We start from the raw sequence: 13,397 nt of genomic DNA on the forward strand, positions 1-13,397 counted from the left end.
AAGTCTAAACTTTATACAACTTTAGGAAAAACCACAGTACAAATTAAAGTGGTCTGACCATTAATGTGTTTTTTTATGCCACCAGCTTGGTTGACCAAGATTTAAAACGATCATTTTTACTTAACTAACGTATTGTGTTTAAGTTAAAAATGGATCGATAATTTGGAAGTATCAGCAAGCTGATTGAGGGATATAAATGAAAAACTATACAGACAACCTCTATAAACTACTCAGTAATGAAGAAGATGCAAGGGCTTGTAAGCCACTTGATGATTCTGCCTGTAAAGTTGTCCCTCATAATTTCTCAATCACGTTATTCAGCCAGTTGTTTAGCCAATTTGCTGATGCGTTGCTAAATCCAAAAGTAACCTTGCCTTGGCTATTACAAAGCTTACAGGTGCCCGCCGTTTTTATTTCATGGCTGGTGCCTATAAGAGAATCTGGTTCACTATTACCGCAACTGGCCATTGCAAGTTTCATCAGAAAATTACCACTTCGAAAGTGGGTATGGGTATTTGGCTCACTGACTCAAGCCTTGTGCATGTTAGCCCTGATAACTATAAGCTTTACTTTAAGCGGTTCTGATGCGGGTCTTGCTATTATAGGTACGCTCACTATTTTCTCTCTGGCCAGAGGATTTAACTCAATTGCTGCCAAAGACGTACTTGGTAAAACTATTCCTAAAACTCAAAGAGGCAATTTAAGTGGATTAACCGCCAGCCTGTCAGGTTTAGCAACGGTTTTATTTGGGCTGTTTTTTATGTTTTCTGACAGCCATCAAGAACAAACTATCTTATGGGCATTAGGCTTAGCTGCAGTTATGTGGTTACTAGCAGCCCTCAGTTATGGGCAAATAAGCGAGTATAAAGGCGCGACTGATGGCGGAAAAAACGGCTTAAAAGCAGCTTTAAGCAAGTTTCGAATGATTTATGAAGATAGTAACTTTGCGCTGTTCTTACTGACTCGTACATTGCTACTTTGCTCCGCCTTGAGTGCCCCATTTTACATTGTGCTTGCCTCTGAGCAAGCATTCGACTTTGCAGTTCTGGCGATGTTTATGCTGGTATCTGGCGCTGCTAGCTTAGTCTCTGCACCTATTTGGGGACGCTTGAGCGATTTATCGAGTAAACGTGTTATGGCACTTAGTTCTGCCCTAGTAGCAATAAATGCCATTGCACTCTATGTTGCACATGTATTTTTACCTCAGATTTTTAGCTCCGTTTGGTTTTTACCACTGCTGTATTTTATCTTGAGTGTGGCACATCAGGGTGTGCGTTTAGGCCGTAAAACCTATTTAGTGAATTTAGCCGAGGGCAACAAAAGAACCGACTATGTTGCAGTGGGTAATACGTTTACCGGAATTGTACTATTGATTTTGGGAAGTGCTGGCTTGTTAGCAGAACAATTAGGTGCTCTTTTACTTATCTTAATGTTCAGCAGCCTGTCATTGCTGGCCATTATCAGTTCATATTTTTTGAAAGATTAAGCGCGTTTGTTTGGCCTAATTGCCATTTTTTTAACAGCTTCTCGTATTCTCCGCTGAGTTTAACTCTCTGCAATGATTGACTTAAGCTTTGAGCTAGGCTTGGACTTAGCTGCTTATTAGCAACAAAATGCAGTTCATTTGGAAAGTCAGGCAAGCTTAGCTTTTTTTCTATCTGACTTGGGTCTAATCCAATACTCTTTAATTCTTCATCAAGCGACAAGGTGTTGGTTAGCACTAAATCGGTACGTTCTTTATACAGCATATGAAGCAAGCTAGCTGGGTCTGGGGCAAGCACTAAATCATGTTCAGTTGAAAACCCCGATTTTTCTAAGTAATGGTGACTAAAGTATCCCCGCACCGTACTGACTCTTAACCCATGTGCACTCTTTAAATCTAATAATGAGAACGACTTTTTCTTTAGTCCAATCAGATAAGCATCTGCGAAATAAACACTACCTAGAAAATTAAATTCGTTGCTACGTTGTGGCGTCTTTAATAAAGAGATCATCAAAGTATTTTTATGTGACTTAAACTCTTTGAAAGCGCGAGCCTGAGGCATTATTTCAACACGCCCTTGGCACTGACATTCGCTTAATACCTTATCGACTAACTCAACTAAAAATCCCTTTGGCTGCTTTTTGTCATCAGTGAAATGAAGGGGGTAAAGATCTTCGGCGACAAAACGTAAGGTTTCAGAAGACCACACACTTTTAGAAAACGCGACTATGAACATGCACAAAATAGCCGAAACAAAACTTTTCATAGCGTGTACCCCCTCTTTAAAACCGAACCCACCATGCCTAAATTTTATCAGATTTTCCAGCTTTCTAGCAGAACAAGTATCATATTTATTTAAAAACAATGATTTAGAAAAAGTTAAAAGCGATCAAGCTATTTGATCGCATTAGCATTTCCTATATTGTTTTATGCTTATATGTCCAAAGGTGCAATAATTCGAGTGCGATGCTCGCCCCTGCAAGTGCAGTGACTTCTGAGCTGTCGTAGGCAGGTGCCACTTCAACCACATCCATGCCTACTAGATTAAGACCCTTTAACGCTCTTAAAATATTTAAGACCTTATCAGTCGTTAAGCCACCGCATACTGGCGTACCTGTACCTGGTGCAAAAGCAGGATCGAGTGCATCAATATCAAAAGTTAAATAAACCGGTAAATCACCGACTGTGTTTGTGATAATTTCAGCAATTTTACTGGCACTCAATTCGTTACCTTGTTGACCATCAATCACGGTGAAGCCATGATCAGCTTCGGTGTAATTTGTTCTGATACCCACTTGTACTGAGCGATGTTTATCGATCAAGCCTTCATTTGGCGCATGATAGAACATGGTACCATGATCATACGCACTGCCATTTGAGTAAGTGTCGGTATGGGCATCAAAATGCACCAATGCCATTTTGCCAAATTTCTTTGCATGGGCACGCAGTAAAGGTAAAGTCACGAAATGATCGCCGCCAAAACTTAGCATGCTTTTGCCTTGCTCAAGAATACTCGTCGCTGCCGCTTCTACTTTTTCGGTAAATTCGCTGCTATCGCCTGACATATACGTTAAGTCACCTGCGTCTACTACATTACAGTGTTCATTGAGCGCAAATTGCCACGGATAACGGGTATCTTCCCAAGCGAGATTCGTCGAGGCCTTACGCATTGCGTCAGGCCCCATTCTCGCGCCTGAGCGTCCTGACGTTGCCATATCATAAGGCAACCCCAACACCACCACATCGGCTTCAACAGTGAGCGGATTTAAAACCAAAGGACGACGCATAAAAGTCATGGCATTGCCAAACAACATGCAATTATCTTTTTCAAACACAGTATGCATTTCGTTACCTTTATACATCTTCTAAATAGGTATAACCTTTTAAACCCATATCTAGCTCAGCCAATACATGTGCGCGCTCCGACTCAGGCAGTTTGTTTTCTGCCAATTGTGCAAACGCTTGTCTAAATTCGTCGGCATCTAAGTGAACATAACGCAGCATATCTTCTACGCTGTCACCTTCATTAATCTCAACAATATGACTTTGTCCTTGCTCGTCCATGGTCACAACCACACTGTGCGTATCACCAAATAAGTTATGCATATCGCCTAAAATTTCTTGATATGCACCAACTAAGAAGAAGCCCATTAAGTAAGGACTATCTGCTTGCCAATTTGGCACAGGCAAAGTGGTCTCTATGCCTTGGCCGTCAACGTACTGATCAACGGTGCCATCAGAATCACAGGTGATATCGAGTAATACCGCTCTGCGCTCTGATTGCGCTGCTAATCCAGATAAAGGCATAACCGGGAATACCTGATCGATACCCCATGCATCTGGTAATGATTGGAATAGCGAAAAGTTCACAAAAAACTTATCGGCTAGTCGCTCACTCAGCTCATCCATGATCGGACGATGGAAACGGTTTTTGCCATCGAGTAACTGCTTCAATTCATAGTTAATACGTAACGATAACTGCTCAGCCCATGCTCTTTGTTCTAGGTTCAGTAAGCCCATTGCAAATTGCGCATGCACTTCAGCTAAGTCGCTCATACAATCGTGATAAATTTCAATAAGCGCGCGCTCATCAACACGATTATTGAGTTGTAACCATGAGTGCCACATGTTCTTCAACAATTGAGGCGCTTGCTCATCAGGCGACGCCACTGTTTCAACTTGATATGACTCAGTACCAATCACATTGGTGATCAAAACTGCATGGTGCGCCGTTAACGCTCGGCCAGACTCAGAAATAATCATCGGCATAGGTTGCGCATACTGTTTACAAACATCCCCGATTGTGTACACGATATTATTGGCATATTCAGCTAGCGAGTAATTCATCGAATTACTTGATTGACTGCGTGTACCGTCATAGTCAATCGCTAAGCCACCACCTACATCCATGCACGTTAAGTTCGCACCTAAACGACGTAGCTCACAGTAAAAACGTGCCGCTTCACTGACGCCTGTACGCACATCACGAATGTTCGCCATTTGTGAACCTAAGTGGAAATGCACGAGTTGTAATGTGCTTTGCATGTTTTTGGCTTTCAACTGTGACAATACGCTTAATACTTGCGAAGCCGACAAACCAAATTTTGATTTTTCGCCACCACTAGCCTGCCATTTTCCCTTGCCTTGCGAAGCTAATCGCACACGAATACCTAAGCGTGGTGTCACGCCAAGCTTGTAGGCTTCTTCAAGCACCATCTCTAGCTCAGAACGCTTTTCGAGTACGATATTCACTTTATGACCAAGCTTTTCACCGATTAAAGCAAGACGAATGTACTCGCGGTCTTTGTAACCATTACACACAATCACAGAGCTGACTTTTTGTGCCATCGCTAGCACCGCTAAAAGCTCAGCTTTGCTGCCTGCTTCTAAACCAAGCTGCTTCTCACTTTGCTCAGCTTGACTAGCTAAAATCTCTTCAACCACTTCGCGTTGTTGGTTTACTTTGATTGGATAAACCAACAGATACTTTTCTTCATAGCCGTAAGAGGCAATAGCACGGTTAAATGCGTTACATAAGCTATGTACACGGTGATGTAATATTTGTGGAAATCTAACCAAAGCTGGTAAAGATAACCCGCGCTGCTGAATTTGCTCGGCAATATTTGATAAACTCACCGCGTGGTTAGGGTTTGCCGTATCTGGCGACACCGTTAACTCACCTCGGTCGTTTATATCAAAGTACCCTTGGCTCCAATGCGGTACGTTGTAACTTGCGCGAACTTGTTCAATCGCTGAGTTGTCTTTCATTTCTACCCTTAAAAAATCAATATATAGGACTGGCTTAATTGCGCGCATTTAACGGTATGCCCCCCCTCAAGTCCAACTGTTATTTTTTGTCGTCACGACAATAAAATAAATCAATAAAAACCTTTGTTCCCTATTTCTATTGCATAAATTTCAGTCTATAAATGCGCGAGAAAATAAGCGCCATTTTGGCTAGGTCTTTGACGATGGAGTCAAGCAATGTCTGAGCAAACTCAGTTAGAAAATCGTTTGGTAATTACTTTACTAGGGCATAGTATTGATAAAGAAAAAGCCCACATTAAATTAGTTGACCACTATGGTGCCAAACAAATAAAAGACGCCTATGGGCTAACCCTCGGTAAAAAACAAGCGTGGCTTTTTGATTATGCGGTTTTAGTATGTTGGAACTTTAACCAAGATGAATTAAGTCAGCTCATTGCTAAAATAGAAGACTTAGTGATTGAGCCTATTCATAGACCGAGTATTGAACATTACATTTATAAACAGACAGATACTGACTCTTACTATATAAAAGATGATTGTCTCTATTTAGACAATACCGACAGCATGACTAAACTGGCACTCAGTCATGCATTTGCGCAATCGGCTAAACTAGAGTTTTTCGAAGAGCAAGCACAAACTGTGATCAACAATAATGCTTACTTATCTGAAACGCTGGCTGAAACAGGTATGGTGCCACTCAGTCGCAAGCAACTTGCTAAGTTGAGAGGCGCGTTATTTAAAACCAGCACAGATATTAATTTGCATTTTAACTTGCTCGATACGCCGGAATTTTTTTGGGACAACCCTAACCTTGAAGGGCTTTATCAGCAATTAAATAAGTACTTGGACTTTTTACCACGCATTCAAATTTTACAGAAAAAACTCGATACCATTCATACGCTTTTGGATATGCTGAGCACAGAGCAAAACCACAAGCACTCTGCTTTTTTAGAATGGGTGATCATCGTATTAATTGCCATTGATATTTTGGTCTACTTTTTTGAGCCTTAATCGTTCACATAACCTAAGTATTCAAAGGAGTTAAATAGTGCAGGCATTTCAATAGCACTTAATCGTTTGTATAAACTGTTTTTATAATTTTTTACTCTGAGTAAAAGCTTGTTCCTGACTTTTTTACCTCCTAACATAAATAAGCCTATTTCGGCTTTATTTAGAAGGAAACTGATCATGAAATTGAATAAAAAGAAGTTAAAGAACTTATCGAATGCAAAAACCATTGATAAAGTTGCGACTCCTAACATTGCAGGTGGGTTTGGTTTTTCAACGCCGCAAGGTATTTGCCCTATGAGTTATTTCCCTACCTGTGAAAATGTGGACGCATGTCGAAGGTAACCTCTTCATAGACACAAAAAAAGGAAGTCGCAGCGACTTCCTTTTTCGAACAATTAATGACTGGCAAACTGATTACTTTGGTAAAGCAATAAAATATAACAACTGCAATAGTGAGCCATGACAAATAGCTGCATCGGCGTTTTCAACCACTTTTGGTTTGCCATGAATAGCCACCCCTGTTCCCGCTTCTGCCATCATCACTAAATCATTGGCACCATCGCCAATGGCTATAGTTTGTTGTTTTGCAAAACCAAGCTGTGTGCGCGTCATTGCTAAAATATCAGCCTTTTTCTGAGCATCAACCACACCGCCTAGTACTTTACCCGTTAAACGCGCCTCTTTTATTTCAAGCTCATTGGCATAAAAGGCATCTAGCGACAGAGGCGCTTGCAGTGCTTCTGCAAACCAAGTAAAACCACCCGATGCGAGTACTAACTGCCAGTTATGGACTTTTAATGTATGACATAGGTCTTGAATGCCCTCCATCAGCGGTAGGTTATCTTTTAGCTGTTGGATCAAAGACAATTCAATACCTTCAAGCTTCGCCACACGCTGATATAAACTTTCGCTAAAACCCAATTGCCCTGCCATTGCCATGGCTGTCACACTGGCAACCTCGTCATAAACGTCGGCTAAACGTGCTATTTCATCAATACACTCAATTTCTATCGCCGTAGAGTCCATATCCATAATGAGTAAACCCGGCTGGCTCAGACTGGCAGGTTTTGATAAATAGGCACCTTCAAAACCATGCTCAGCGGCAAAACTACGGAGCTGTTTTTTATATGCTTTCAAGTCATCAAACTGTGCTTTAACGTGAAACGCTAACGCAGGGGCTAATTGCACTGCTGGCTGATACAGGCTTACCGCATTGATATTAGCCTCACCAATAAACTCAATGGCAGATTGCAAAAATTGTGTGTCCGCTTGCGCACCAAAAAACACAATAAAATCTTCACCTAATTGCGATGACTCAGACGCTTGCTCGACTAAGTGATCATTTTCAATCTGATACCATTTTGCTAAGGTGCATAAATCGGTGAGTGGAAGTTGCGGTGTAAGGTTAAAGCGAATACCAGCCATTGTGAGCTCCAAATTTAGTAACAATGCATTTGTAACATCATTCCAAAAGGCTGTCAGCATTCAATATGGATACTATGAAAAATACACAAGCACTTGATTTGATAACGTCTTCGAAAAACCGGCGCTTAATCCGTTTAATCATTGCTGCTGCTTGCTTTATCACACTGACTTGGATTGCTTTCAATACCAGCTTTCGCTCTCACCAACTGTTACATAATCAAGCGCATCAAGCAGCCCGAAGTTTGGCCCAGCAAACAGCATGGAATGCCAGCTTTGCAATGCAAAGCCAAGCGCTCGATAAATTAGAAAAACTGACCAAGAATTTGGCAAGAGATCCTTACGTGTTAGGCGCTGCAATTTATGACCACCAAGGGCAACTTTTAACTAAAAGTGAAGGATTTCAAGCCGAGCCGCTCAATCAAGGCATTGCCAAACAATTACCAGGGATCAGTAAATTAAAAGATGCCATCGTGCTGCCCATTATCGATCCGGATGACAAGCCCCTTGGTTTTGTAAACATGGTGTATTTAACCCAAGATGCCATGAGTGAAAGCCATCATCACTTTCACGAACTCGGTCGTATGGTGCTACTGATGTTAATCATTACCTGTGTATTTACTTGGCAATTAGGGCGCGCGTTAAAACGTTGGGAAGTAAAGCGTCAAATCTTGAAAAGCGAGCAAGACGACGCATGAACTTGCTCAGCAATCTCAGACTCTGACTCGCTGCGAATTGCGACTAGGCAATCAAATACTGCTTTAAGACGTTCTGGAAGGTTTATCTGCCCTTGATAACCCGCAAGCGGCATAGAAGGCGCGTCAGTCTCAAGCACTAAGCTATCGAGTGGCACTTGTGCAAAAGCTTGTTTGGTTTTGTTGGCACGCTCATAGGTTATCGTGCCCCCCACCCCAAGTTTAAAACCCAGTTTGATATACGCTTGCGCTTGTTGCAGTGAACCACTAAAAGCATGGATCACCCCACCCCATTTTGGCTGTACTTGCTTAAATGCTTGCATGATCAAGTGATGGCTTTGCCTATGATGCACGATTAGCGGCAGTGATAACTCATTCGCAAGCTTAACGTGTTCTACAAAAAGCGTTTGCTGCTTTTCAATATCTGCAATACTCGCATCAATACCACACTCACCAATCGCCACCAGCTGTTCACGATGTTCAATCACTAAGTTTTTTAGCTTTTCAAAATCACCGTCTTGATGCTCAGCCATAAAATACGGATGGAGACCGAAAGCAATATAAGCATCTTGGTTATGCTGTTTAAAGTCCAGTAAAGTTTTGCTTTGCTTGAGTGTGATTCCTGGCACAACAAAACCATGAATACCAAGCTGATTTGCACGGTAAACATGGTGTTGAAAGTCGCCTTTAAACTCATCAAAGTCAAGGTGACAATGGGTGTCTATGAATTGCATCTAGAAGCGAAGCTTAAGGATTTAACCTTTCAATAGCCCAGCTGCCATCGGCTTGTTTCACATACATAAAACGGTCATGTAAGCGGTGCTCGCCACCTTGCCAAAATTCAATCTTAGTTGGCTCAACACAATAGCCGCCCCAAAAATCTGGTAGTGGAATATCACCTTTGGCAAACTTTGACTTCATGCTGTTAAAGGTTTGCATTAGCGCTTGACGCGATGACACTGGACGAGACTGTTGTGACGCCCAAGCTGCAAGTTGACTCTCTTTAGGGCGAGATAAGAAATACTTTGCCACAGCACTAGTAGGCAGTGGTTTTGCTTCACCATATACAATCACTTGGCGTTCTATGGCATGCCATGGAAAGTGCAAAGAAATCTTATTATTCGTCTTTAATTCTTGCGCCTTTCGAGAGCCCGTATTGGTGAAAAATACGAAGCCATTTTCATCCAAATGTTTAAGCAACACGATGCGCTGTGAAGGCTGACCGGTCTCATCAACGGTCGCCACTACCATGGCTGTCGGATCATCACTAAACTTAGCTTCAACCGCTTGTTTTAACCAAGCTTCAAATTGCACAATAGGATCATCGGCTAGCATGTCGCGCTGCAAACCACCTTGGGTATACTCGCGACGAATGTCTTCTAATTTCATATTCGTTCCTTACTCGTTAACCTGAGCTTAGGTTAGTAACAATCTGCTCTTAATTGGATATAAAAAAGGCCGCAACAACATGCTGTTGCGCGGCCTATCAAGTTCATTTAGTTAATGAAACAGGTTACATCTGCTCCATCACTTCGATGCCCAGTAGATCTAGACCGGTACGTAGCGATTTAGCTACTAAGTTACATAGTAGTAAACGGCTTTCACGTACATCTGCTGCCACATCATCTTTTAAGATTGGGCATGCTTCGTAGAATGTCATATATAGGCTCGCAAGCTCATATAAGTAACCACATAATACGTGCGGAGTGGCTTCGCTGATCATCAGGTCGAGCACTTCTTCAAGCTGAAGTAGTTTTAACGCCAATGCTTTTTCTTGCGGCTCAACAATGTTGATGCTACCAGCAAGATTTGCACTGTCTACACCCGCTTTACGAAAAATGCCACTTACACGCGTGTAGGCATACTGTAAGTAAGGTGCAGTTGCACCTTCAAAGCTCAACATTGTGTCCCAGTTGAAGATATAGTCACTGGTACGGTGCTTAGATAAGTCAGCGTATTTAACTGCACCAATACCCACTTTACGCGCGATTTCGCTGCGCTCTTCTTCACTTAATTCAGCTGTACGGTCAGCAATTTTATCTGCTGCACGACTTACCGCTTCTTCAAGTAGATCTGCAAGTTTAACTGTACCACCCGTACGAGTTTTGAATGGTTTACCATCATCACCCATCATAGTACCGAATAGGCTTGGCTCGTAGCTGGTTTTGTCTTTTAACAGACCCGCTTTACGTGCTGTGATCTCAACTTGGTTGAAGTGTAGGCCCTGACGTGCATCTACGAAAATTAAGATACGGTCTACGTCTAACTCGTTTGAACGGTAATCACAGGCTGCAAGGTCAGTGGTTGAATATAAGAAACCACCACCTGACTTTTGGACGATGAACACTGATGGCTCACCGTCTTTGTTCGCAAGCTCATCAAGGAATACCACTTGCGCACCTTGGTCTTCAACCGCAATGCCTTTTTCTTTAAGCAGCTCAATCACACCTTGAAGACGGTCGTTATAAGCGCTTTCTGCTTTAATATCGTCACGGCCAAGGGTAACGTTTAATCTCGCGTATACTTCTTCAGAGTGTTTAACCGACGTGTCGATAAACATCTGCCAAAGTTTCTTACAATGCGCGTCGCCACCTTGTAGCTTAACGACGTAATCACGCGCTTTATCGGCAAAGCCCTCTTCCTCATCGAAACGCTTTTTCGCGTCACGGTAGAAGCTTTCCAGGTCAGCAAGTGCGACTTTTTCAAGGTCAACACCCTGCTCAAGTAAATCTTCAAGGTGTGCGATAAGCATACCGAACTGTGTACCCCAGTCACCCATGTGGTTTTGACGAATAACCGTATCACCACGGAACTCTAGGGCACGTACAACCGCATCACCAATGATGGTAGAACGTAAGTGACCTACGTGCATTTCTTTTGCAAGGTTTGGTGAAGAGTAGTCAACCACAACTTTATGCGGGTTTACGTGCTCAGCAACACCAAGTTTTGAATCTTGGTTTGCCGCTTCTAGGCTTGCAGCTAAAAACTCAGGCTTTAGGTGAATGTTAATGAAACCTGGGCCTGCAATTTCCGTTTTTGCAGCAAGATCTGCAACGTCTAAATTGTCGATGATCTTTTGTGCAAGTTCACGCGGATTAGTTTTTAAAGCTTTTGCAGCGCCCATTGCACCATTGATTTGGTAATCACCGAATTGCGGACGAGTAGATTGTGTAACCGCTGGGTTTGTGCCTTCAGGAATACCCGCAGCGTGCATCGCCGCGTTAGCTTTTTCAATTAATAGAGTTTTGATATTCATTTTTTATCCTGTAACCCTTGCCAGCCTTCAATGCCAGCAAGGTTAAATTTGATTCAATTTAAGCGTTTATTAGTGTTCACGTGTGTGGTGGAACTGAACATCAGGATAGCGTTCCATTGATAAGTTTAAGTTTACACGGCTTGGTGCAATGTAAGTTAAGTTATCGCCACCATCAAGGGCTAAGTTTGCTTCACACTTACGTTTAAACTCAGCCATTTTCTTATCGTCGTCGCAGGTTACCCAACGCGCAGTTTGTACTGACACACTCTCGTAGATTGCATCTACGTTATATTCCGCTTTCAAACGGGCAACAACCACATCAAACTGCAGCACACCAACCGCACCTACGATTAGGCTGTTATTTTGTAATGGTCTAAATACCTGTACCGCGCCTTCTTCTGAAAGCTGAACTAGGCCTTTTAATAACTGCTTTTGCTTAAGAGGATCTTTCAAGCGAATGCTACGGAATAACTCTGGCGCGAAGTTTGGAATACCACTGAACTTAAGCTTCTCACCTTGAGTAAAAGTATCACCGATTTGGATTGTACCGTGGTTATGCAAACCAATGATGTCACCGGCAAACGCTTCTTGCGCACGTTCACGGTCACCGGCCATGAAAGTAACCGCGTCAGAAATACTGACTTTTTTGCCAATACGTACGTGGTCCATTTTCATACCTTGGGTATATTTACCCGATACAATACGCATGAATGCGATACGGTCTCGGTGTTTCGGGTCCATGTTCGCTTGAATTTTAAATACGAAGCCAGAGAACTTTTCTTCTTCGGCTTTTACTTCACGCTCTTCTGTTTGACGTGGCATTGGCGTTGGCGCCCACTCAGTCAAACCGTCAAGCATATGGTCAACACCGAAGTTGCCTAATGCTGTACCAAAGTACACAGGTGTTAATTCACCCGATAAAAATAGGTCGTGATCAAATTCGTTTGATGCACCGATTACTAGCTCTAACTCTTCACGAAGCTGTTCGGCTAATTCATCCCCGATTTCTGCATCTAAGTCTGGGTTATCTAAGCCCTTAATGATGCGCTTTTCTTGGATGGTATGGCCTTGACCAGTTGCGTATAGGATCGTTTCATCACGGTGAATGTGATACACACCTTTAAACTCTTTACCACAGCCGATTGGCCAAGTGATCGGTGCACACATGATGTTAAGTTCAGTTTCAACTTCGTCCATTACTTCCATAGGGTCGCGGATGTCACGGTCAAGCTTGTTCATGAAAGTCACGATTGGCGTGTCACGTAAGCGTGTAACTTCCATTAGTTTACGCGTACGGTCTTCTACACCTTTTGCTGCATCGATCACCATTAGACATGAGTCAACGGCAGTCAGTGTACGGTAAGTATCTTCAGAGAAGTCTTCGTGTCCTGGGGTATCTAGTAGATTCACCAATGCATCGTTATATGGGAACTGCATCACAGAGGTTGTTACTGAGATACCACGCTCTTTTTCCATTTCCATCCAGTCAGACTTAGCGTGCTGATTTGAACCACGGCCTTTTACCGTACCGGCTTTTTGTAAGGCCTTTCCGAATAAAAGTACTTTTTCTGTGATGGTGGTTTTACCCGCATCCGGGTGCGAGATAATCGCGAAAGTCCGTCTTTTCGAGACTTCCTGAGGAATTGAAGCGTTTGACATCGATTAAAATCTTCTCTTAAGTTGAGCACAGCTCAAGTAAAATAAAATTACTTGCCCTGCTCAGGCTATGAATATCAGTTAATCGACTATTTTCGCTTATCTT

12 protein-coding genes are annotated in these 13,397 nt (G+C 42.5%); 4 read left to right on the plus strand and 8 right to left on the minus strand.

What is annotated here, in order from left to right:
* The first annotated feature begins 196 nt into the window (after positions 1-196).
* Positions 197-1,486 carry an MFS transporter gene (locus tag PP2015_RS12535; protein WP_058030667.1) on the plus strand — a complete coding sequence of 430 codons (1,290 nt, stop codon included), beginning with the start codon at positions 197-199 and terminating at the stop codon, positions 1,484-1,486.
* Here the strand turns inward: PP2015_RS12535 and PP2015_RS12540 are convergent.
* The 3 genes from PP2015_RS12540 to speA form a co-directional block, all read right to left on the minus strand.
* Positions 1,461-2,249 (minus strand): transporter substrate-binding domain-containing protein, encoded by a 789-nt coding sequence (locus PP2015_RS12540; protein ID WP_058030668.1) that lies wholly within the window; start codon positions 2,247-2,249, stop codon positions 1,461-1,463. The genes PP2015_RS12535 and PP2015_RS12540 overlap by 26 nt on opposite strands.
* A gap of 151 nt (positions 2,250-2,400) precedes the next feature.
* Complete coding sequence (gene speB / locus PP2015_RS12545; protein WP_058031633.1) at positions 2,401-3,327, minus strand: agmatinase; 927 nt, start codon at positions 3,325-3,327, stop codon at positions 2,401-2,403.
* Between the two features lie 10 nt (positions 3,328-3,337).
* A complete protein-coding gene (gene speA / locus PP2015_RS12550; RefSeq protein ID WP_058031634.1) occupies positions 3,338-5,251 on the minus strand; it encodes a biosynthetic arginine decarboxylase in 1,914 nt (637 codons plus the stop codon).
* 216 nt (positions 5,252-5,467) lie between these two features.
* Between speA and PP2015_RS12555 the strand changes: the two genes are divergently transcribed.
* Entirely contained in the window at positions 5,468-6,262 is a 795-nt protein-coding gene (locus PP2015_RS12555; RefSeq protein ID WP_058030669.1) for an RMD1 family protein, read from the plus strand.
* A 177-nt stretch (positions 6,263-6,439) separates the two neighbouring features.
* Positions 6,440-6,604, plus strand: a complete 165-nt coding sequence (locus PP2015_RS21900) for a hypothetical protein (protein ID WP_157599090.1) — start codon at positions 6,440-6,442, stop codon at positions 6,602-6,604.
* Between the two features lie 72 nt (positions 6,605-6,676).
* On the opposite strand, the gene serB is transcribed toward PP2015_RS21900, so the two are convergent.
* Entirely contained in the window at positions 6,677-7,687 is a 1,011-nt protein-coding gene (gene serB / locus PP2015_RS12565; RefSeq protein ID WP_058030671.1) for a phosphoserine phosphatase SerB, read from the minus strand.
* A gap of 74 nt (positions 7,688-7,761) precedes the next feature.
* Here serB and PP2015_RS12570 point away from each other — a divergent pair, with 74 nt between their 5' ends.
* Positions 7,762-8,382 (plus strand): AhpA/YtjB family protein, encoded by a 621-nt coding sequence (locus PP2015_RS12570; protein WP_058031635.1) that lies wholly within the window; start codon positions 7,762-7,764, stop codon positions 8,380-8,382.
* Here the strand turns inward: PP2015_RS12570 and PP2015_RS12575 are convergent.
* The 4 genes from PP2015_RS12575 to prfC form a co-directional block, all read right to left on the minus strand.
* Positions 8,349-9,113, minus strand: a complete 765-nt coding sequence (locus tag PP2015_RS12575; protein ID WP_058030672.1) for a TatD family hydrolase — start codon at positions 9,111-9,113, stop codon at positions 8,349-8,351. The two genes, PP2015_RS12570 and PP2015_RS12575, sit on opposite strands and share 34 nt — an antisense overlap.
* A 13-nt stretch (positions 9,114-9,126) precedes the next feature.
* Positions 9,127-9,768 (minus strand): pyridoxamine 5'-phosphate oxidase, encoded by a 642-nt coding sequence (pdxH, locus tag PP2015_RS12580; RefSeq protein WP_058030673.1) that lies wholly within the window; start codon positions 9,766-9,768, stop codon positions 9,127-9,129.
* Positions 9,769-9,892: 124 nt separating this feature from the next.
* Positions 9,893-11,635: an arginine--tRNA ligase gene (gene argS / locus PP2015_RS12585; protein ID WP_058030674.1), complete on the minus strand. Its 1,743-nt coding sequence runs from the start codon at positions 11,633-11,635 to the stop codon at positions 9,893-9,895.
* A gap of 69 nt (positions 11,636-11,704) precedes the next feature.
* Positions 11,705-13,294, minus strand: a complete 1,590-nt coding sequence (gene prfC, locus PP2015_RS12590; RefSeq protein WP_058030675.1) for a peptide chain release factor 3 — start codon at positions 13,292-13,294, stop codon at positions 11,705-11,707.
* Positions 13,295-13,397 lie beyond the last annotated feature (103 nt).

Origin of the sequence: Pseudoalteromonas phenolica, assembly GCF_001444405.1 — a bacterium.
GTDB classification, from domain to species: Bacteria; Pseudomonadota; Gammaproteobacteria; order Enterobacterales; family Alteromonadaceae; genus Pseudoalteromonas; species Pseudoalteromonas phenolica.